General features: G+C 66.3%; 20 protein-coding genes. 18 read left to right on the top strand and 2 right to left on the bottom strand.

Features of this window, described 5'->3' with window-relative positions; all coding sequences use genetic code 11:
- Positions 1–22 precede the first annotated feature (22 nt).
- The 5 genes from shn_RS10900 (at position 23) to shn_RS10880 (ending at position 7,200) form a co-directional block, all read left to right on the top strand.
- Positions 23–3,169 carry an efflux RND transporter permease subunit gene (locus shn_RS10900; RefSeq protein WP_064332543.1) on the top strand — a complete coding sequence of 1,049 codons (3,147 nt, stop codon included), beginning with the start codon at positions 23–25 and terminating at the stop codon, positions 3,167–3,169.
- 308 nt (positions 3,170–3,477) lie between these two features.
- Positions 3,478–3,825: a gamma-glutamylcyclotransferase family protein gene (locus shn_RS10895; protein WP_064330421.1), complete on the top strand. Its 348-nt coding sequence runs from the start codon at positions 3,478–3,480 to the stop codon at positions 3,823–3,825.
- A gap of 9 nt (positions 3,826–3,834) precedes the next feature.
- Positions 3,835–5,070, top strand: a complete 1,236-nt coding sequence (gene glp / locus shn_RS10890; RefSeq protein ID WP_084437923.1) for a gephyrin-like molybdotransferase Glp — start codon at positions 3,835–3,837, stop codon at positions 5,068–5,070.
- 84 nt (positions 5,071–5,154) lie between these two features.
- Positions 5,155–6,186: an iron ABC transporter substrate-binding protein gene (locus tag shn_RS10885; RefSeq protein WP_064330420.1), complete on the top strand. Its 1,032-nt coding sequence runs from the start codon at positions 5,155–5,157 to the stop codon at positions 6,184–6,186.
- Positions 6,187–7,200, top strand: coding sequence for an iron ABC transporter permease (locus shn_RS10880; protein WP_064330419.1), 1,014 nt, complete (start codon positions 6,187–6,189; stop codon positions 7,198–7,200). It abuts the gene before it with no gap.
- 52 nt (positions 7,201–7,252) lie between these two features.
- Here the strand turns inward: shn_RS10880 and shn_RS10875 are convergent, their stop codons facing one another.
- Entirely contained in the window at positions 7,253–7,462 is a 210-nt protein-coding gene (locus shn_RS10875) for a molybdopterin-binding protein (RefSeq protein ID WP_064330418.1), read from the bottom strand.
- A gap of 199 nt (positions 7,463–7,661) precedes the next feature.
- Here shn_RS10875 and shn_RS10870 point away from each other — a divergent pair, with 199 nt between their 5' ends.
- The 4 genes from shn_RS10870 to shn_RS10855 are packed head-to-tail and all read left to right on the top strand — an operon-like array spanning position 7,662 to position 11,259.
- On the top strand, positions 7,662–8,720 hold the full coding sequence (locus tag shn_RS10870) for an ABC transporter substrate-binding protein (RefSeq protein ID WP_064330417.1): 1,059 nt from the start codon (positions 7,662–7,664) through the stop codon (positions 8,718–8,720).
- Positions 8,717–9,751: an iron ABC transporter permease gene (locus tag shn_RS10865; protein ID WP_064330416.1), complete on the top strand. Its 1,035-nt coding sequence runs from the start codon at positions 8,717–8,719 to the stop codon at positions 9,749–9,751. Before shn_RS10870 ends, shn_RS10865 begins: the two co-directional genes overlap by 4 nt.
- Positions 9,741–10,532 (top strand): ABC transporter ATP-binding protein, encoded by a 792-nt coding sequence (locus tag shn_RS10860; RefSeq protein WP_064330415.1) that lies wholly within the window; start codon positions 9,741–9,743, stop codon positions 10,530–10,532. The genes shn_RS10865 and shn_RS10860 overlap by 11 nt, the downstream gene beginning before the upstream one ends.
- Positions 10,525–11,259: a molybdate ABC transporter substrate-binding protein gene (locus shn_RS10855; RefSeq protein WP_064330414.1), complete on the top strand. Its 735-nt coding sequence runs from the start codon at positions 10,525–10,527 to the stop codon at positions 11,257–11,259. Before shn_RS10860 ends, shn_RS10855 begins: the two co-directional genes overlap by 8 nt.
- Positions 11,260–11,316: 57 nt before the next feature.
- On the opposite strand, the gene shn_RS10850 is transcribed toward shn_RS10855, so the two are convergent.
- A complete protein-coding gene (locus shn_RS10850) occupies positions 11,317–12,513 on the bottom strand; it encodes an MFS transporter (protein ID WP_206362203.1) in 1,197 nt (398 codons plus the stop codon).
- Positions 12,514–12,589: 76 nt separating this feature from the next.
- Between shn_RS10850 and shn_RS10845 the strand changes: the two genes are divergently transcribed.
- From shn_RS10845 to shn_RS10805, 9 genes are all read left to right on the top strand, one after another.
- Complete coding sequence (locus tag shn_RS10845) at positions 12,590–12,916, top strand: helix-turn-helix transcriptional regulator (RefSeq protein ID WP_064330413.1); 327 nt, start codon at positions 12,590–12,592, stop codon at positions 12,914–12,916.
- A gap of 396 nt (positions 12,917–13,312) precedes the next feature.
- On the top strand, positions 13,313–14,389 hold the full coding sequence (locus tag shn_RS10840; RefSeq protein WP_245507634.1) for a transporter substrate-binding domain-containing protein: 1,077 nt from the start codon (positions 13,313–13,315) through the stop codon (positions 14,387–14,389).
- Positions 14,390–15,094, top strand: a complete 705-nt coding sequence (locus tag shn_RS10835; protein ID WP_084437922.1) for an ANTAR domain-containing response regulator — start codon at positions 14,390–14,392, stop codon at positions 15,092–15,094. It abuts the gene before it with no gap.
- Between the two features lie 280 nt (positions 15,095–15,374).
- Positions 15,375–16,622, top strand: coding sequence for a transporter substrate-binding protein (locus shn_RS10830; RefSeq protein WP_064330411.1), 1,248 nt, complete (start codon positions 15,375–15,377; stop codon positions 16,620–16,622).
- A 65-nt stretch (positions 16,623–16,687) separates the two neighbouring features.
- Positions 16,688–17,557: an urea ABC transporter permease subunit UrtB gene (gene urtB, locus shn_RS10825; protein WP_064330410.1), complete on the top strand. Its 870-nt coding sequence runs from the start codon at positions 16,688–16,690 to the stop codon at positions 17,555–17,557.
- Positions 17,558–17,584: 27 nt separating this feature from the next.
- The gene (gene urtC / locus shn_RS10820; RefSeq protein WP_064330409.1) at positions 17,585–18,712 is read left to right on the top strand and encodes an urea ABC transporter permease subunit UrtC; all 1,128 of its coding nucleotides are present in this window, start codon (positions 17,585–17,587) and stop codon (positions 18,710–18,712) included.
- A complete protein-coding gene (gene urtD / locus shn_RS10815; protein ID WP_064330408.1) occupies positions 18,709–19,473 on the top strand; it encodes an urea ABC transporter ATP-binding protein UrtD in 765 nt (254 codons plus the stop codon). The genes urtC and urtD overlap by 4 nt, the downstream gene beginning before the upstream one ends.
- On the top strand, positions 19,466–20,161 hold the full coding sequence (urtE, locus tag shn_RS10810; RefSeq protein ID WP_064330407.1) for an urea ABC transporter ATP-binding subunit UrtE: 696 nt from the start codon (positions 19,466–19,468) through the stop codon (positions 20,159–20,161). The genes urtD and urtE overlap by 8 nt, the downstream gene beginning before the upstream one ends.
- Positions 20,162–20,172: 11 nt before the next feature.
- A complete protein-coding gene (locus shn_RS10805) occupies positions 20,173–21,207 on the top strand; it encodes an aliphatic amidase (protein ID WP_064330406.1) in 1,035 nt (344 codons plus the stop codon).
- The last annotated feature ends 29 nt before the right edge of the window (positions 21,208–21,236 follow it).

The raw sequence follows: 21,236 nt of genomic DNA, 5'->3' as shown, positions 1-21,236 counted from the left end.
CCCGAACCCGATGGAGGCGGCCATGACGGCGTCTGCAAGCGAGAAGACACGTTTCAACCTGTCGCGCTGGGCGATCGGCCATCCGAGCATCGCGCGTTTCCTCTTCGCGCTGATCATCGTCGCCGGCGGCTTCGGCCTCCTGCGCATGGGCCAGAGCGAGGATCCGGACTTCACCTTCCGCGTCATGGTCGTGCAGGCCGTCTGGCCGGGCGCCTCCATCGAGGACATGCAGGACCAGGTGGTCAACAAGATCGAGCGCAAGCTGCAGGAAACGCCGCATCTCGATTTCGTGCGCTCCTACACGCGCGCCGGCAGCGCCGTCATCATGCTGCAGGTCAAGGGCGATACCGACGCCGACGAGGTCGCGGACGCCTTCTACCAGGTGCGCAAGAAGGTCGGCGATATCGAAGGCGACCTGCCGCCGGGCCTGCTCGGCCCCTATTTCAACGACGAATTCGGTGACACGTTCATCACGCTGCACTCGGTGAGCGGCGCGGGCTATTCCTATCCGGAGCTGAAGCGGTTCGCCATCGAGGCGCGCGACATGCTGCTGACGACGCCCGGCGTCGAGAAGGCCGTCGTCATCGGCGACCAGCCGCAGGCGATCCATATCGACATCTCATCCAAGGTGCTGGCCGAGCGCGGCCTGACGCTGATGGACGTGCAGAACGCCATCAGGGGGCAGAACAGCGTCGATCCGGCCGGTTCCGTCGACACCGGCACGCGCTCCGTGCGCATCTCCGTCGCGGGCGACGTCACGCGGGTCGAGGACATCCGGGAGCTGCGCCTTCGTGCCGGGGAAAGCGTCACGCGGCTCGGCGATATCGCCACGGTGACGGCCGGCCTCGAAGACCCCTACCAGCGCAAGTTCCGGTTCAACGGAAAGGACAGCGTGCAGATCGGCGTCGTCATGGCCAAGGGATTCAAGGTGACGGATGTCGGCGCGGAGGTGGAGGCGACCTACCGCCGCTTCGAGCAGGCGCTGCCCTACGGCGTCGAGATCGAGCAGATCGCCAACCAGCCCGAGGTGGTCACGGACGCGATCGGCGAATTCATGAAGGCGCTCGGCGAAGCGCTGTTGATCGTTCTCATCGTCTCCTTCCTGTCGATCGGCTGGCGCTCGGGGCTGGTCATCGCCATCACCATTCCGCTGGTGCTGGCCGCCACCTTCGCCGTCATGTACCAGCTCGGCATCGACCTGCAGCGCATCTCGCTCGGCGCGCTGATCATCGCGCTCGGCCTCCTGGTGGACGACGCGATGATCGTCGTGGAACTGATGGAGCGCAAGCTTGAGGAAGGGCTCGGCAAGCTCGATGCGGCGAGCTTCGCCTATCGTTCCACCGCCTTCCCGATGCTGACCGGCACGCTGATCACCACGGCGGGCTTCATCCCGGTCGGCTTTGCCGAATCGACCGCCGGCGAATATGTCCGCTCGCTGTTCTTCGTGGTCGGCATCGCGCTGGTCGTATCCTGGTTCGTGGCGGTCTATTTCACGCCCTGGCTCGGCCACATGATCCTGAAGGAGCGCCGCCATGCCGGCGGGCATCACGACGTCTTCGACACGCCCTTCTACCGACGCCTCGGTGCGACCGTCGGCTGGGCGGTGCGCCACCGCATCGCCGTGCTCGCCCTGACGCTCGCCGTCTTCGCCGCCAGCCTCTGGAGCTTCCAGTTCATCCCGCAGAATTTCTTCCCGCAGTCCGAGCGGCCGGAAATCCTCGTCGATCTCTGGCTGCCCGAGGGCACGAGCATCAAGGAGGTCGAAGCCCAGGCCAAGGCGCTGGAGGCGCGGATGATGGACGACGGGGACAAGCGTTTCATCGCCACCTATGTCGGCGAGGGCGCGCCGCGCTTCTTCCTGCCGCTCGACCAGCAATTGCGCAATCCGAATTTCGCCCAGCTTCTCGTCATGGCGAAGGACGAGCCGGCCCGCGAGCGGCTGATCACGAAACTCCGCACCATCCTCGCCGCCGACTTCCCCTCGGTGCGCGCCAAGGTGGACCGCCTGTTCCTCGGCCCGCCCACCGGCTGGCCGGTGCAGCTTCGCGTCATGGGGCCGGACCGCACCGAGGTGCGCCGGATCGCCGATGCGGTGAAGGCGCGCTTCGACGCCGAACCGCTGCTCGGCGCCGTGCATGACGACTGGCTGGAGCCGGTGCCGGCCATGCGCCTGGTGATCGACCAGGACCGCGCCCGCGCGCTCGGCGTCACCTCGCAGCGCGTGCGCCAGATGCTGCAGGCGGCGATGACCGGCGTGCCGCTGGATACGTTCCGCGACGGGGAGGAGACCGTCTCGATCATCGCCCGCGAGCCGGCGGAGAGCCGCTCGCTGCTGTCTGCCGTCAATTCGGTCTATGTGCCGACCGACACGGGCGCCTTCGTGCCGGTGTCGCAGGTCGCCCGCGTCGTGCCGGTGCTCGAACCCGGTATCGAATGGCGGCGCGACCGGCTGCCGACGATCACCGTGCGGGCGACGCTGCCCGACGGCGTGCAGGCCAACGACGTCGCCATGCGGCTCCATGCCGGCATGCAGGACCTGCGCGACCGGCTGCCGGAAGGCTATCGGATCGAGATCCAGGGCGGGGCCGAGGACGCGGCGGAAAGCCAGGCCTCGATCGCGGCCAAGGCGCCGGTCATGCTGCTCGTCATCGTCGTGCTCCTGATGGTGCAGCTCCAGCATTTCGGCAAGGCGATGCTGGTGCTCGCCACCGGGCCGCTCGGCATCATCGGCGCGGCGGCGGCCCTGCTGGTCAGCGGCGCGCCCTTCGGCTTCGTCGCCATCCTCGGCGTCATCGCGCTGCTCGGCATCATCATCCGCAATTCCATCATCCTCGTCGACCAGATCGACCAGGACATCGCCGCGGGCGTGGCGCGCGCCGAGGCGATCGTCGGCGCGGCGGTCAGGCGCTTCCGGCCGATCATGCTGACCGCGCTGACGGCGGTGCTGGCGCTGATCCCGATCTCGCGCGGCGTCTTCTGGGGGCCGCTCGCCTATGCGATGATGGGCGGCATCCTGGTCGCGACCGTGCTGACCATCCTCGTCCTGCCCGCCGGCTATGCGCTGTTCTTCGGCCGGGAGCGGCAGAAGGCGGGCGAAAACCCGGAGCCGGCGGAGAGCGAGGAGGGCGCAGCCGGAACCTACGCCCCGCTTGCGATGGCTGCCGAATAGACATCCGGCCGGAACGGTCGCTTCAGCCGATCAGGGCGATGGCTGCCACTGACCCAGGAAATGTTGCGAACGCGGCCTGAACGCCGGCGGCGCATGAGGCCGGGGCGGATGATCATGGGCAGCAGTCCCCGGGCGGCGGCGCGGCGGTCGTCGTTCGGCCATGAGGGACGGATTCGGTTTGTAGAGGCATTGTCATCGCTATATCGTTGCGAATATAGCGCGCCACCGAAAAGGCGACCGCGGCCGTCTTGTCAACGGGAAAGACGTTCCGCGCTTTCGCAATGACCCGTCGTGCAAAGGCCCCTGGAATGACCGAACCCGCCGATATCCTCTTGTTTTCCTACGGCACGCTGCAGTTGGAAAGCGTCCAGCTCTCCTCCTTCGGCCGCCTGCTCGACGGGGAGGACGATGCGATGACCGGTTATCGCAAGGACATGGTCGAGATCACCGATCCCGACGTGCTGCGCCGGAGCGGCGAGCGCTTTCATCCGCTCGTCGTGCCCTCGGGCACAGCCGCAGACGAAGTGCCGGGCAAGGTCTTTCGCATCACCGCGCGAGAGCTGGCGGCGGCGGATGCCTATGAGGTCTCGGACTACAAGCGCGTCGAGGTGACCCTGAAATCGGGCCGGCGGGCCTTCGTCTACGTGAAGGCGTAGGAGCAGCGCATGACCGAGGATGCACCGAAATCGCTGCAGGACGCACGGGCCTTCATCGCCGGCTATATCGAAACGCCGTTACCGCCCGTTCGGATGGCATTGTCCGCTGCCTTCGGCCATGTCCTCGCGGAGGATATCGTCGCATCCGTCTTCCTGCCGCGCTTCGACAATGCCGCGATGGACGGTTTTGCCATCCGCTCCGGCGATATCGGTTCCGACGGGACGGCCGTTCTGAGGATCGCGCAGACGATCACGGCGGGCGAGGCCACCGTGCCCGAGCTTCGCCCGGGCGAGGCGGCGCGCATCACGACCGGTGCGCCGGTCCCGCCGGGGGCCGACCGCATCGTCGTGCAGGAAGCCGCTGCGGTCGATGGCGACACGGTGCGCCTTCTCGTGCAGGCCGGCGCCAGGCCGCATATCCGCCATGTCGGCGAGGACGTTTCGCGGGGTGACACCTTGCTCAGGGCCGGCATGCGCATCGGTCCGGCCCAGATGGCGCTCCTCACCGCCCTTGGCCTGCGCTCCGTCCTGGTGGCGCCCCGGCCGAAGGTGGCCGTGCTTTCCACCGGCGACGAGCTTATGGAAAATCCCGGCGCGCTGGCGGCGGGCCAGATCTTCGATACCAACCGCCCCATGCTGTCGCACATGCTGCTTGCGGCCGGCGCCGAGGTGACGGATCTCGGCATCGCGCGGGACGATCCGGAGGCGATCCTTGCGCGGCTCGTCGAGGCGTCGGCCGATCATGATCTCCTGCTGTCGTCCGGCGGCGCGTCGGTCGGTTTTGCCGATCACCTGACAAAAATCGTCGCCCGCCGCGGCTTTCTCGAATTCTGGAAGCTGGACATGCGGCCGGGAAAGCCGATCGGCTTCGGCGATATCGACGACTGTCCGATCCTCCTCCTGCCGGGAAACCCGCTTGCCGCCGCCGTCGGCTTCGCGCTGGTGGGCCGGGCGATCCTCGCGCGGCTCGAAGGGCGGCCGGCGAATGAGGGCGGCTTCCTGCGCCTGCCGGTCGATCGTCCGCTCGCAAGGCCCGTCGGGCGGATCGATGTGCGCCTGGGGCGCTTCCGCTTCGATCCGCAGGGCGGGGCGACGACGGTGGAGCCGCTGCCTCATGCCGGATCGGCGGGCCTGCGTTTTCTCGCGCTTGCGGATGTCATGATCCTTCTCCAGCCCGGGGAGGCGGAGATCGGCGCGGGCGAACTCGTCGACATCCTGCCGGTCTGGCAGGGTTTTGCCGGCTGATCGGACGTGTGCGAGAATCCGCGCTGTTGCCATGTGGACGCAAAGCACGGATATATTCCCCGGAACATATCGTGGGAGAGATTCATGCCGGCCCTGCGCTGCCTTGCCGTTCTTCTTGCCCTGCTCCTCTCGGTCCTGCCCGCTGCGGCGCGCTCGATCACCGATGCGGCCGGGCGCGTCGTGGATATTCCGGACAAGGTGGAGCGGGTGCTTGCCGCCGGCCCGCCGGCTTCGGTGCTCGTCTACGTGCTGGCGCCGGAAAAACTTGCCGGCTGGGTGCGCGAACCGAAGGCGGAGGAGAAGGCCTTCCTGCTGCCCGCCACGCGCGACCTCCCGACCTTCGGCCAGTTGACCGGCAAGGGCGGCACGGCCAATATCGAGGCGGTGCTGGCGGCCAAGCCCGACATCATCATCGATGTGGGCACGGTGAACCCGACCTATGCCTCGCTCGCCGACAAGGTGCAGGCGCAGACCGGCATTCCCTATGTGCTCGTCGACGGTGCCTTTGCCCGAACCGGGGCGATGCTGCGCGAGGCCGGTGTCCTGCTCGGCGCCGAGGCGCGGGCGGAAACGCTGGCGGCCTATGCGGACGAGACGCTTGCCGCCCTGGAAAAAGGCCTTGCGGGCCTTCCGCAAGGCAGGCGCCCATCGGTCTATTACGGCCGCGGCGCGGAAGGGCTGGAAACCGGTCTTGCCGGCTCGATCAACATGGAGATCCTCGAGGCGGTCGGCGCGCGCAATGTCGCGGCCGCCGCGGGCGCGGGCGGGCTCACCCAGGTCTCGCTGGAGCAGGTGCTCTCCTGGAAGCCGGATGTCATCCTCGCCGCCTCGCCGCAATTCGCGAAAGCCGTGAAGGACGATCCGCTCTGGGCGGGGCTGGAGGCGGTGAAGGCCGGCCGCATCCACGCGACGCCGACGCTGCCCTTCGGCTGGATCGATTCCCCGCCCGGCATCAACCGCCTGATCGGTGTCGCCTGGCTGGAGCACACGCTCTATCCGGACGTGTTTCCCGCCGCGCTCGACGAGGAGGTGCGGACCTTCTTCAAGCTGTTCTACCAGGTGGAGCTCAGCGACGAACAGCTCGGGACGCTGCTCGGGGAAGGCGCGGCGAAGTAGATGCGGGTGCGCGCCCTGCCGGGCCGGCTGGCGGCAGGGCTCGGCCTTGGCGGCCTTCTCGCGCTGGTCCTCCTGTCGATGATGGTGGGCAAATATGGCGACGGGCCGCAGCCGCTGCTTTCGGCCCTGCGGCAGCTCGTGACGGGCGAGACGACGGACCCGCTGCTTGCCACCGTGCTGTGGAACGTGCGCCTGCCGCGCGTCATGGCGGCGGTGGTCGTCGGCGCGGGGCTGGCGGCGGCGGGGGCGACCTATCAGGGGCTGTTCCGCAATCCGCTCGTCTCGCCGGACCTGCTCGGCGTCTCGGTCGGCGCCAGCCTCGGGGCGGTGCTCGGCATTTTTCTGTCGCTGCCGGTGCTCGCCATCCAGCTTGCCGCCTTTGCCGGCGGGCTCATGGCCGTGCTTGTCGTCGCCGGCATCGGCGCGCTGGTGCGCGAGCGGGACCCGGTGCTGACGCTGGTGCTGGCCGGCATCGCCATCCAGGCGCTGATCGGCGCCGGCATCTCGCTCATCAAGGTGCTGGCCGATCCCTACGACCAGTTGCCGGCCATCACCTACTGGCTGCTCGGCAGCATGACGGCGATCACCCGCTTCGACGTCGTCTCCATCCTGCCCGCCGTCGTCGTCGGCCTGGTGCCGCTGGTGCTGCTGCGCTGGCGCATGAACATCCTGACGCTCGGCGAGGAGGAGGCGCGCGCGCTCGGCATCGATACGCGCAAGACCCGCATCGTGCTCATCGCCGGCGCGACGCTGGTGACGGCGGCGACGGTCTCCGTGACGGGCATCATCGGCTGGATCGGCCTCGTCATCCCGCACATCGCCCGCATGCTCGTCGGGCCGGATTTCCGCCGCCTGTTGCCGGCCGCCATGCTGCTCGGGGCGGCGTATCTCCTCGTCGTCGACATGCTGGCGCGCTCCATCGCCGCCATCGAGGTGCCGCTCGGCATTCTCACGGCCACGGTCGGCGCGCCCTTCTTCCTGTGGCTGCTGATCGCCGGAAAGCGGGGCTGGTGAGGGGGCCGCTCGCCGCGCTCTGCGTCGCGGCAAGCGATCTTCCAGGCAGGTTTCAGTCGACCGCGACCATCACGTCGGACGCCTTGACGACCGCATAGGCCTCGCCGCCGACGGCAAGGCCCAGCTCGTCGACGGATTCGTTGGTGATCGACGCGGTGACGATGGCACCGCCGGCGACTTCGATGCGCACATGGGCGGTGGTCGCGCCCTTGGTCACTTCGACGATCTTGCCCTTGAGGCGGTTGCGTGCGCTGATTTTCATCGGGTTCTCCTGTGCTGGTGTGTTGACGGCGCGCCATAATATGCCGGGCCACCCGGTGACTACCATGCAAACCGGGAAAACACCTCCAGATTTGCCGGCATTTTCCCGCAAGCCGCTCAACGTAATATTTCTGAAAATATAACGTTGTCGCTTGCCGGGGCTACCTGCTATCCCTGCGCCTTAACGGGAGGATTTCTTCATGCTCGCTCGCCTTGCCGCAACCCCGAAGATCGCGCTCGCGATCGCCGGCCTTCTCTTCGCCACGCCCGCCTGGGCCGATCGGGTCGTCACCGACCAGATCGGCCGCGAGGTGCACGTTCCCGATCAGGTGAACCGCGTCGTCATCCTGCAGCACCAGACCCTCAACATCGCGGTGCAGCTCGATGCCATGGACAAGGTCGTCGGCGTGCTCGACGAGTGGAAGAAGCAGCTCGGCGCGCACTATGTGCGGCTGGCGCCGAACCTTCCGGACCTTGCCATGCCGGGCGGCCTGACCAAGGTGAACATCGAGGAGCTCTTGACGCTGAAGCCGGACGTGGTGTTCGTCACGAACTATGCGCCGGCCGACATGGTCAAGCAGATCGAGGATGCCGGGCTTGCCGTCGTCGCCATCTCGCTGCTCGACGTGCCGCCGGAAGAGGCCGTCAAGATGAACCCGAGCGTCGCGGACGAGCCGGCGGCGATCGATGCCGGTTTTGCCGCGGGCGTGCGGCTGATCGCCGACATCCTCGATAAAAAGGAGAAGGGCGAGGCGATGATCGCGGTCACCAAGAAGACCCGCGCCCTCGTCGCCGAGCGTCTTGCCGACATTCCCGAGGATCAGCGCGTGCCGGTCTACATGGCCAATCCGGATCTTTCGACCTATGGCCGCGGCAAATATACCGGGCTGATGATGGAGCGCGCCGGCGCCCGCAACGTCGCCAACGAGATTGCCGGCTTCAAGCAGGTGACGATGGAGGATGTGCTCAAATGGAACCCGTCGGTCATCTTCGTGCAGGAGCGTTATCCGGCCGTGGTCGACGAGATCAAGACGACGGCATCCTGGCAGACGATCGACGCCGTCAGGAACGGCCGCATCCACCTGATGCCGCAATATGCCAAGGCCTGGGGTTATCCGATGCCGGAAGCCATGGCGCTCGGCGAACTCTGGATGGCGAAGACGCTCTATCCGGAGCGTTTCGCCGACATCGACATGCAGAAGGAGGCGGACGCCTATTACAAGGAGTTCTACCGCACCGACTACCGCGCCGTGCAATGAGCGGTGAGGGTGCCGCGCGGCGGCCGGCCCGGGCAACGATTGTCCTTCTCGTGATCGCGCTGGCGGTCACCGCCGTTGCCGCGCTCGGCATCGGCCGCTACGACATTCCCTTTCTACGCGTGATCGCCATCCTGCTTGCGCCCGTCAGTCCGCCGGATATCGCCGTCACGCCGATGGAGGCGAATGTCGTGTTCACGGTGCGTTTGCCCCGCATTCTCATGGCGGTGCTGGCGGGGGCGGGGCTTGCCCTGTCCGGCGCGGCGCTGCAGGGCGTGTTCCGCAATCCGCTGGTCGGGCCGCAGGTGGTCGGCGTCTCCTCGGGCGCCGCCTTCGGCGGCACGCTCGCCATCCTCCTCGGTCTCCCGCGCTATGGGCTTCTCGCCTCGGCCTTCGCCTTCGGACTGTCGGCCATCGTCCTCGTCTACGCCCTCAACGGCATCGTCGCGCGCCGCAACATTCTCGCCCTCGTCCTCGCCGGTGTCGTCGTCACCGGCTTTTTCGGCGCGCTGGTGAGCCTTGTGCAATATCTCGCCGATACCGAGGACAAGCTTCCGGTCATGGTGTTCTGGCTGCTCGGCAGTTTCGCCACGGCGAACCGGGACAAGTTTCTGCTGGTCGCCGCGCCGGTCGTGCTTGGCGGCCTGCTGCTGATCGGCCTGCGCTGGCGCATCAATCTCCTGTCGATGGGCGACGAGGACGCCCGCACCCTCGGCGTTCCCGTCGAGCCGCTGCGCTGGCTGGTGCTGGTGCTCGTCTCGTGCATCGTCGCCGCGCAGGTCGCCGTCAGCGGCGTCATCGGCTGGGTCGGTCTCGTCGTGCCGCATATGGCGCGCCTGCTGGTCGGGCCGGATCATCGTGTGATGATGCCGGCCTCGCTGATCACGGGCGCGCTCTACCTGCTGGTGATCGACACGGTCGCCCGCACCGCCACCAGCACGGAGATCCCGCTCGGCATCCTGACCGCGCTGATCGGCACGCCGGTCTTCGCGCTGGTGCTGCGGCAGACGCAGCGGGGCAACCATGGCCTCTGACCTCGTCATGCTCCGCCTCGACAAGGCCGGTCATTCCTACGACGGCGAGCGCTGGCAGTTCCGCGCGCTCGACCTCGGCCTCAGTGCGGGCGAGATCACCGCCATCCTCGGTCCGAACGGCCGCGGCAAATCCACGCTCTTGCGCGTGCTTGCCGGGCTGCTGAAGCCGACCTCCGGTGTCGTCGATTGCAATCCGCGCACCGGTTTCGTGCCGCAGGAGTTTTCCGGCGCCTTTCCCTATTCGGTGCTGGACATCGTGCTGATGGGGCGTGCCCGGCACATCGCGCTCTTCGGCACGCCCGGCCCCGCCGATGTCGAGAAGGCGATGGCGGCGCTGGACGCCACGGGCATGGCGGATTACGCGGCGCGCAGCATCGGGTCGCTCTCCGGCGGGGAGCGCCAGCTCGTTTTGATCGCCCGTGCGCTGGCCGGCGAGAACGACGTCCTGCTGCTCGACGAACCGGCCTCCGCGCTCGACCTGAAGAACCAGGACATCGTGCTTTCCCTGCTCGGCAGGCTGGCCGACGGCCAGAAGCTGGCGATCGCCTTCACCACGCACCAGCCGAACCATGCCACGGCGATTGCGGACAGGGTCCTGCTGATGCTTCCGGACACGCAGACCCTCTTCGGCCCGACGGAGGTCGTCATGACGGAATCGAGCCTGGAATCGCTCTATGGCGTTCCCGTCAGCGCGGTGCGGCTCGGCAGCGGCGACCGGGAGGAGACCGCTTTCGTGCCGCTCTTCCGGCAACGGGCGCGCAGGAGCGGGCGCCATGGCTGAGCCCGTCCGAATCCTCGCCGCCGGCAGCCTGCGGCATGTCCTGCCGGACATCACCGCCGCCTTCGAGGAAACCACCGGCATTCCGGTCTCCCTGTCGCTGGGACCCGCCGGGCTGCTGCGCGAACGGATCGAGGCGGGGGACCCGTTCGATCTCTTCGCGTCCGCCAACATGGCTCATCCGCGGCATCTCGTTTCGATCGGACTGGCGAAGGAGGCGGTCTGTTTCGCACGCAACCGGCTTGTCATCCTCGCGCGCGCCGGCCTCGGGCTGACCATGGAAAATCTCGTAACCGTGCTTTCGGCTCCCTCGACCCGGATCGGCACGTCGACGCCGGGCGACGACCCGTCGGGCGACTACGCGTTCGAAATGTTCGACCGACTGGAGGTCGGCCATCCGGGCCTTGGCGACGCGCTCAAGACCCGCGCCCTGCAACTGGTCGGCGGCCGTCACACGCCGGCGGGACGGAGCGCGGCCGGTCTGATCGCCGGCGGCGTGGTCGATCTTTTCCTCGGCTATGCCTCGAATGCCCGTCTCCATGAAAAAGACCCGGAACTTGGCATCGTGGACATCCCGCCCGAATATTCGCCGAACATCGAATATGGCCTCGTGCTCCGCAACGGGGCGGCGGACGAAGCCGTTGCCCTGCGCGATTTCCTGATGTCGGACCATGCGGAGCAGCTTCTGGTGCGGCACGGCTTCGAAAGCCGCGTCGGCGCGGGGCCTTGACGGTTCCGCCATCATCGACGGCCTGACAGGAGACGGCGCCGGCCTGGCCGGGCAAATTCAATCCGATGTGCCGAACCTTCGCAACAGACCCGCCGTCGCCGAGAACAGGGCGATCAGCGTGCCGTAGGCCAGCGTCGTCGCCGTCAGCCCGAAGATGCCGACCGCGATGCCGGCGAGCAGGGTGGGCAGGCCGAATGCGAGGTAGCTCAGCGTGAACAGCGAGGCGAAGAGTTCGCCGCGCTCGTCCGGACGCACGGTCGGAACGATCGAGCGCAGCACGCCGTAGAAGCAGGTCCCAAAGCCCGTTCCGGCAATCACCAGGGCCGCGAGATAGGCGGGCAGGGATTGCCAGCCGATCGCCGCGAGCGTCAGCGCCGTGCCGATCGAAAGCGCCGCGGTTCCGTAGAGCGTCACCCGCCGCGAGGAATGCCCGCGCGCGACATAGCAGGCGACGGCGCCGGCGGCGCAGAGCAGCACGATCACGCTGGCCTGGGTCACATGATCCTTCGCGCCGAAGACGTGCCGGATGATCGGTGCGCCGAGCGAGAGGTAGAGCCCGCCCGTCGCCCAGCCGGCGATGACGGCCGGCGCGCTGCGCCAGAAGGAGCTGGCGGCGGTGGCCGGTATGCCGACCCGCGGCCGGAGCGAGGCCCAGACGCCCTCATGCCGCGGCGCGGTCTCCGGGATGAGCCAGATCGCAGCGGCAAACAGCGCATAGGCGGCGACCAGCGTGCCGAACACATCCGCTTCCGCCATGTCCGTCACGTCCATCAGGATGCCTGCCGCAAGGGCACCCACGGCAAGCCCGCCCAGCGGAATGACCGCGTTCCAGACCGAGGCGCTGCCCGGCCTGTCCTTCGGCTCGAGGTCGACAACGGCGGCCGAGAGGGCGGAGAGCAGCAGGCCTGCCGCGACGCCCTGCAGCGCCCGCGCCACGATCAATCCGGCCACGTCGCCCGCCTGCCAGAACAACAGCAGGCTCAGCGCCAACAGGGCAAAGCCGGTCGAGATCACCGGTCGCCGGCCGACATGGTCCGACAGCGAGCCCGTGACGAGCAGAGAGGCCAGCAGCGTGATGGTGTAGACCGCGAAGATGCCGGTCAGCGTTGCCGCCGAAAAGCCGATCTCCTGCTGCAGCGAGGGATAGAAGGGCGAGGGCGCGCTGGCGCCGGCCATCATCACCGCCATGCCGGCAAGCGTGATGCGGAAGCCCGCTAGGTTGCGCATCGCCAGGGAGAGCGTCGTATCGATCACGGGGCACCTGATTGTTCGAATAATTTCGAACCAATCCCTACTATCATTTTCGTGACGGTTCAACTAAATTCGAACCATGGCAACCGAGATCCCAGAACTTTCGCATCCCGACCGCAGCGACCTGCTGCTGACCGACGTGCTCTTTGCGCTGAGCGATCCCGAGCGCCTGGCCATCGTGCGCCAGCTCGCCGGCGGTCCGCTCGAAATGGCCCAATGCCATCTTTCCGACCCCTCGATGCCGAAATCGACCAAGTCGCATCTGATGAAGGTGCTGCGCGAGGCCGGCATCATCCGGAACGAACCCCTGGGACGCGGCCGCCGCCTCAGCCTCCGGCGGGACGATCTGGAGGCGCGGTTTCCGGGATTGATCGGTTCGGTGCTCTCCGCCTCCGCCGAGACATAGCCGGTCCATCGACGGCCGCGGACGGGGTCTCGAAGGGCCGCATGTTGACATTCCGTCTTTGTCGATCTTATCGTGACGACACGTCAGTCCGCTGACGGGGCGGCAATGTTGCCGCAGGACTTCTGAGCGCAATGTCGCCTCCCGTGCCTCGCATCGTTCCGAGGCTGGGAGGTTTTTTGTTTTCTGGCGGGAGAAAGAAAACGGGCGCATCCGGGGTACGCGGACGGGCGGCACTTCGGCGAGCTGGGGCGAAGAGGCGATCAGACCTCACCAGCGGTGACCGATAAAAAGAGGGGTCAAGTAAAGGGATGAACCGAGACAATGGGAGCTCTAAACCGAAACCAACGGACTTCTGCGCCATGGCGTGTCGGGGTTCTGTTCTCCAAGACCGGCTTCATGTCGGTCATAGAGGAAACACAACTGCGCGGCACGCTGATCGCCATCGATGAAATCAACGACCGGGGCGGTGTCAACGGACGCCCGATCGAGCCGATCGTCTACGATCCCGGCTCGGAGATCCGGTCCTACGGACAATATGCCAAGCGCCTGATGGTCGAGGACGGCGTGAGCACGATCTTCGGCTGCTACACCTCGTCGAGCCGCAAGGCGGTTCTGCCGGTCGTGGAACGGCTGGACGGCCTTCTGTGGTATCCGACGCTCTACGAGGGCTTCGAGTTCTCGCCGAATGTGATCTATACGGGCGCCACGCCGAACCAGAACTCCGTGCAGCTTTGCAAGGCGCTGATGAGCCAGTTCGGCAACCGCTTCTTCTTCGTCGGGTCGGATTATGTCTATCCGCGTGAATCCAACCGGGTGATGCGGGAACTGGTGCGCAACAACGGCGGAACGGTCGTGGGCGAGCGATATCTGCGTCTCGAGGCGGACCGCAGCGAATTCGTGCCGCTCGTTCGCGAGATCAAGGAGGCGCAGCCGGACGTGATCTTTTCCACCGTCGTCGGCGAATCCACCACCTTCCTCTATCAGGCCTATCACGATCTCGGGCTCAACCCGAAGACGGTGCCCATCGCCAGCCTCACCACGACCGAGGCGGAGATCCGCGCCATGGGATATGATGTCGGGGAGGGGCATTATACGGCCGCGTCCTATTTCCAGGGCGTGGAGACGGCGCGCAACAACAGCTTCGTCAGCCATTACCAGAAACGCTACGGCGGCGACGAGCCGACCAATATGTGCCTCGAAGCCTCGTATTTTCAGGTCAACCTCTTCGCGCGCACGCTCGAAGAGACCAATTCCCTTGACACCAGGCAATTGCGCACCTTCGTCATGGGCGCGGAGTTCGAGGCGCCGCAGGGCAGCGTGTCGATCAATCCCGTCTGGGGCCATGCGGATGTCTGGACGCGCATCGGGCGGGCCAACCGCCAGGGCCAGTTCGACATCGTCTTCGAGTCGCAGGCGAGCGTGAAAGCCGATCCCTATCTCATCGGCTACGGCCGTTGTCTGGAGAATTGTTGAATGCAGCGTACAGGAACGCGCTATCCCGCGCGGGAGGAGCAGGTGCCGGACATGTCGAGGGCGGACTATGGACACGACCGCTGGATCGGTGGGCAAAGACCGGAAAATCGCGTTGCCGTGGAGGAGCGCCCGCGGCAGGCCGGCCTGCCGGCCGAGTTCACGGTCGCCGTCATCGTCGAGCGGGACGACAACGGCGAGTTCCTGATCCGGGAATTGCAGCGCCAGCGCGTCGCCGTCCGGCACATCTGGCCGAAGCCGGCGCAGATCCCCCTGCAATATGATGCGATCTTCTGCCTCCTGTCGGACGATCTTCCCCAGCGCATCCCCTGGGTGCCGGGCGAGCCGTCCTCGGCGCTCATCCTCGTGGATGACGGCAAGGCACCGCTCAACCTCAAGCTCGTCCACAACTGCGCGGCGCATGGCATGCTGCATTATCCGGCCACCGCCCGGATGATCCAGTCGGTGCTGATGATGGCGCGCGAGCATTTCCAATATGAGCGGCGCCTTCGCGGGCGGATCGACAAGCTCGACGAGAACCTGCGCACCATGCGCCTCGTCGAGCGGGCGAAGGCGCTGCTCATCCGCTTGAAAAACCTGAGCGAAGAGGAGGCCTACAACTTCCTGCGCAAGCAGGCGATGGAGAAGCGCGTGACGATCGGCGCCGTCGCTGCGGCGGTGATTGACTCGCACGAACTTCTCAGTTAGCGTTTCGGAATTGTCCGCGGCAAAGACGCTGCGCACATAAAGGGTGACGAAACCCCGCGGGTCCGCCGAAAGCGGAACGTGGGGTTTTTTGTTTTTCTGCATGGCCTGACGCACAGCCGGTGAAGGCACGCAACAGCGTTGCATCCGGACCGTGCCCAGACGAAGCGCATTCCCCGCGGCGAGGACGCCGCAAACAAATCCAGAGGCGAAGAGGCCCCGAAACGATCTGCCGGAACCGGCGGAGCGCTTCGGGGCCTTTGTTTTTTGATGGAGACAGAGGGTGAACAAGAACAGGCGCGAATTTCTGAAAGTTGGAGCTGCAGCGGGCGCGGTGTCGCTGGTCGGCTTTCCCCATATCTGGTCGAAGAATTCCTCGCTGGCCTTCGCACAGGACGGCGAGATCAAGGTGGGCGTGCTCTTCTCGCTGACCGGCACGACGGCGATCATCGAGGAGTCGCTGAACAAGGCGACGCTGATGGCGATCGAGGAGATCAACGCCAATGGCGGCATCAACGGGTTGAAGATCACGCCGGTCGTGGAGGACCCCGCTTCGGACCCGGCGACCTTCGCCGAGAAGGCCCGCAAGCTGGTGCTCTCCGACCGCTGCGTCTCCGTCTTCGGCTCCTATACCTCGGCGAGCCGCAAGGCGGTGCTGCCGGTCTTCGAGAAGCAGGAGAACCTCTTCTGGTATCCGACGCTCTACGAGGGCCGCGAATGCTCCAAGAACGTCATCTATACCGGCGCCGTGCCGAACCAGCAGCAGGACGATTTCATCCCCTGGCTCGTCGAGAAGTTCGGCAAGCGCTGGTACCTGATCGGCTCGAACTACATCTATCCGAAGGAAGAGAACAACTACTGCAAGAAGCTGCTCGAAGGGCTCGGCGCGGAGGTCATCGCCGAGGAATACGTGCCGCTCGGCCATTCGGAATTCTCCTCCGTCATCAACAAGTTCCGCTCGGAAAAGCCGAACGTCATCTTCTCGACGGTGGTCGGCGATTCCGTCGTGGCGCTGCACCGGCAGTACCGTGCGGCCGGCCTCGACCCGGCGACCATGCCGATGGCGAGCCTCACCACCTCGGAGAACGAGGTCGCGGCGATGGGCGGTGACGCCGCCGCCGGCCACTTCACCTCCGCGCCCTATTTCATGGTTTTCGATTCCCCGGAGAACCAGCGTTTCGTCGAGGCCTATCGCTCCCGCTGGGGCGGTGACAAGGTCACGCATTTCGTGTCGGAATCCTCCTACTTCCAGATCCACCTCTTCAAGCAGGCGGTCGCCAAGCTTGCGGCGAGCGACATCAGCCCGCTCGCCATCCGCGAGGCGGTGAAGAGCGAGGAATACAAGGCGCCGCAGGGGCTCGTGAAGGTGGAGCCGGAGAACCTGCATTGCTGGCTGCGCCCGAAGATCGGGCAATGTAAGGCGGACGGGCAGTTCGAGATCCTGACGCAGTCCGCCGACTGGCTGGAGCCCAACCCGTACAGCGCCTATCCCAACCAGAAGTGCACCGCCGAAGGCCTCAAGGAGGTCTGATCCCCCCAAGCAGCCGGCGGCCGTCTGTCGGTCGGCCGCCGGCCCAACCTGCGGAGAAGGTGCATATGGACTTCGTCGTTTCGCAAATCCTGACGGGCCTCAGCCTGTCGTCGATCCTGCTTCTCGTGGCCCTCGGGCTTGCGATCATCTACGGGGTGACCGGGGTCATCAATCTCGCCCACGGCGAGTTCGTGATGCTCGGCGCCTACTGCGCCTGGCTGCTGCAGGGCCAGTTCGGCTGGAGCCTGCTGGCGAGCCTTGCCGTGATCTTCCTCCTGATCGCCGCGCTCGGCTGGCTGATCGAGGTCGCCGTCATCCGCCATCTCTACGACCGGCCGCTGGACACGATCCTTGCCACCTGGGGTCTTGGCGTGATGACCCAGCAGATCGTGCGCCTCACGGCCGGCGGCGAGCTGCGCTACGTCCAGATGCCGCCGTCGCTGTCCGGCAGCGTCGACATCCTCGGTGCGACCGACTCGGCCTACCGGCTCTTCGTGCTCGCCGTGGCGCTCGGCCTCTTCGTGCTGACCTGGTGCATCTACCGCTACACGTCCTTTGGCCTGAAGCTCCGGGCCATCACCCAGAACCGCGCCATCGCGTCGAGCTTCGGCATCAATTCCGCCAGAGCCTACCGGCTGACCTTTGCCTATGGGGCGGGCATCGCCGGGCTCGCCGGCGCGCTGATCTCGCCCTTGAAGAGCGTCTCGCCCGAGATGGGCACGACCTATGTCGTCGACGCCTTCATGGTGGTCGTGCTCGGCGGCGTGCAGAGCCTTGTCGGCACGCTCGCGAGTTCCGCCGTGCTCGGCGAGACCTCCGGGCTCCTTGCCTATTACAGCAACGACACGATCGCCAAGGCGCTCGTCCTCGTCGCCATCGTCATCATCATCCGGTTCCGGCCGCAGGGCTTGTTCGCCCCGCGTGTGCGCGCCTGACCGCCTGCGTCAACGAGAGGTTCCGTCTTGTCTGGAAAAGTCTCCCGCCAAATCCTCCTCTACGGCGTCGTCTGTCTGGCGATCCTCATCGTGCCCGTGCTGGTCGACGACGCCTTCCTGCTCAACAAATATGCCCGCTACCTGATCTTCGGCATGCTGGCGATCGCGCTCAGCCTGTCCTGGGGCTATGCCGGCATCCTCAATCTCGGCCAGGCGACGACCTTCGGCCTCGGCTCCTACTGCATGGCCATGTTCCTGAAGCTGAAGACGGTGCCGATCCACACCGGCAGCGACGGTCTTCCCGACTTCATGGTCTGGAACAACGTCACCGAACTGCCGTGGATCTGGGTGCCGTTCCATTCCATGCCCGTTGCGCTCCTTGCCGGCATCCTGGTCCCGGCGCTCTTCGCGGCGCTGCTCGGCTGGTTCATGTTCGGCGGGCGCATCGCCGGCGTCTATGCGGCGATCATCACGCTTGCCGCCATGGTGGTGGTCAATCTCATCATCATCGACCAGCAGAGCTATACCGGCGGCTTCAACGGCATCACCGACCTCGCGCGGTTCGAGATTTTCGGCCTGACTTTCGACGCCTATTCGGCCTCGACCTACTATCTCGTCGCGATCTGCCTCACGGTCACGCTGTTCCTCGCGCTCGCCGTCTCGCGCAGCAAGACCGGCCTCATCCTGCAGGCGGTGCGTGACCAGGAGGAGCGGGTGCGCTTCTTCGGCTATGACGTGGCGCTCTACAAGACCTTCGTCTTCGCGCTTTCGGCCGCCATCGCCGGCCTTGCGGGCATGCTCTACACGATCATCATGGAATTCGCCTCGCCGACCTTCCTCGGCGTGCCGCTCAGCCTTTCCATCGTGATCTGGGTCGCCGTCGGCGGCCGGCAGAGCCTTCTCGGCGCCATGCTGGGCGCGGTGCTCGTCACCGGCGTGCAGGGCGCGCTGTCGGAAACCGAGGCCTTCCTCGAAACCTGGACCCTCGTCATGGGCGGCCTCTTCGTCCTCATCGTGCTGTTCATGCCGAAGGGGCTGGCGGGCGCCTTCGAAGCCCTCGTGCGCCGCTTCCCTAAGGCAGCGCGCGAGGGCGGCGCCCGCCATGCCGCCGAACAATCCTCCAAATCCCAACCCCATCTCGGAGGTGCGCTATGACGGCCGCCCGCGAACAGCTCCTTGCGCTTAAACAGGTAACCGTGGCCTTTTCCGGTTTCATCGCGGTCGACCGGCTCGACTTCGAGGTGGCATCGGGCGAACTGCGCTGCCTGATCGGGCCGAACGGCGCGGGTAAGTCCACGACGCTTGACCTCATCTGCGGCAAGTCCCGCATCACGGCCGGCGAGATCGCCTTCCGGGGGGCGCCGATCCATGCCTTCCGGGAGTTCCGGATCGCGCGCACCGGCATCGGCCGCAAGTTCCAGGTGCCGAGCGTCTTTCGCGAACTGACCGTCCGGGAAAACCTGGAGATCGGCTGCTCGCGCGATCCGGGCGTCTGGCGCAACCTGTTCCGCTTCACCGGCGGGGTGGATACCGAGCGGCTGGAACGCCTCGCCGTCCTCGTCGGGCTGGAGGATCATCTCGAAACCCAGGCGGCGCAACTCTCGCACGGCCAGACGCAGTGGCTGGAGATCGCCCTCATCCTCGCCCAGGACCCGGCGCTCATCCTGATGGACGAGCCGACGGCCGGCATGACGGCGCATGAGACCAATATGACCGCCGAGCTCTTCAACCGGCTGCGCGGCAAGCACACGCTGATCGTCGTCGAGCACGACATGGGCTTCGTGCGCGACATCGCCGAGACGATCTCGGTCATGCATCAGGGCAAGCTGCTGGCGCAGGGCACCGCCGACGAGGTTTCGCAGGATGCGAAGGTCCGCGAGGCCTATCTCGGTTCGGGAGGCATCGGCCATGCTTGAGCTTTCCGATGTCGACGGCTTCTACGGCCGCAGCCGCGCGCTCCAGTCCGTCTCGCTCTCGGTGCGGGAGGGGGAATTCCTGACGGTGCTCGGGCGCAACGGCGTCGGCAAGACGACGCTGTTGCGCACCATCCTCGGCCTCATGTCGCGCTGCGCCGGCTCGATCCGGCTCGACGGGGCGGAGATCAATCATCTCCCCACGCATATGAGGGCCCGCGCCGGGCTCGGCTACGTGCCGCAGGGGCGGGGCATCCTGCCGAGCTTCACCGTGCGCGAGAACCTTCTCATCGGCACCTTCGCCGCGGAAAAGCCTGCCCGCACGATCCCCGACCACATCTTCGATCTCTTCCCGATCCTCAAGGAGTTCCTCGGCCGGCGCGGAGGCAATCTCTCGGGCGGCCAGCAGCAGCAGCTCGCCATCGCGCGGGCGCTCCTGTCGGAGCCGAAGATCCTGCTGCTCGACGAGCCGACGGAGGGCATCCAGCCCAACATCGTCGAGCAGATCGAGGACGTGCTGATCGATCTCAACCGCAAGCACGGCCTCGCCGTGATCCTCGTCGAACAGAACATCAAATTCGCGCGGCGGGCCTCGCACCGCTTCGCGATCCTCAATCGCGGAAGCGTGGCCCTGTCCGACGACATCGGCGCGCTCAGCGATGAGCTCATCCAGAGCCACCTCGTCGTCTAAGGAGACTTGAAATGTACCATGGTGACATCAGCAGCAGCAAAGATACCGTCGGCGTTGCTGTCGTGAACTACAAGATGCCGCGGCTGCACACCAAGGCCGAAGTGCTGGACAATGCCCGCAAGATCGCCGCCATGATCGAGGGCATGAAGATCGGCCTGCCGGGCATGGATCTGGTCGTCTTCCCGGAATATTCGACCCACGGGATCATGTACGATTCCAAGGAGATGTACGAGACCGCCTCGCAGATTCCGGGCGAGGAGACGGCGATCTTCGCCGAGGCCTGCCGCAAGGCCAATGTCTGGGGCGTCTTCTCGCTGACGGGCGAGCGCCACGAGGAGCACCCGAACAAGGCGCCCTACAACACGCTCATCCTCATGAACAACAAGGGCGAGATCGTCCAGAAATACCGCAAGATCATGCCCTGGGTGCCGATCGAGGGCTGGTATCCCGGCGACTGCACCTATGTCTCCGAGGGGCCGAAGGGCCTGAAGATCAGCCTCATCATCTGTGACGACGGCAACTATCCGGAAATCTGGCGCGACTGCGCGATGCGGGGCGCCGAGCTCATCATCCGCTGCCAGGGCTACATGTATCCGGCCAAGGAGCAGCAGGTGCAGATCTCCAAGTCGATGGCCTGGGCGAACAATGTCTATGTCGCGGTCGCCAATGCCGCCGGCTTCGACGGCGTCTATTCCTATTTCGGCCATTCCGCGATCATCGGCTTCGACGGGCGCACGCTCGGCGAATGCGGCACGGAGGAGAACGGCATCCAATATGCCCAGCTCTCCGTCTCGGCCATCCGCGACGCCCGCCGCAACGGCCAGTCGCAGAACCATCTCTTCAAGCTCCTGCACCGCGGCTACACCGGCACGATCAATTCCGGCGACGGCGACCGCGGCGTGGCGGCCTGCCCCTACAACTTCTACGCCAGGTGGGTGAACGATCCGGACGGGACGCGCGAGATGGTCGAGGCCATGACCCGCGGCACGGTCGGCACCGACGAATGCCCGATCGACGGCATCCCGCACGCCACCGCCCATCGCTGATGCCAACCGGGCCATCCGGTCCTGGGAAC

The organism is Shinella sp. HZN7, assembly GCF_001652565.1.
GTDB classification, from domain to species: Bacteria; Pseudomonadota; Alphaproteobacteria; order Rhizobiales; family Rhizobiaceae; genus Shinella; species Shinella granuli.
Note: the sequence above shows the minus strand (reverse complement) of the source record. Positions and strands in the feature narration are given on the sequence as shown.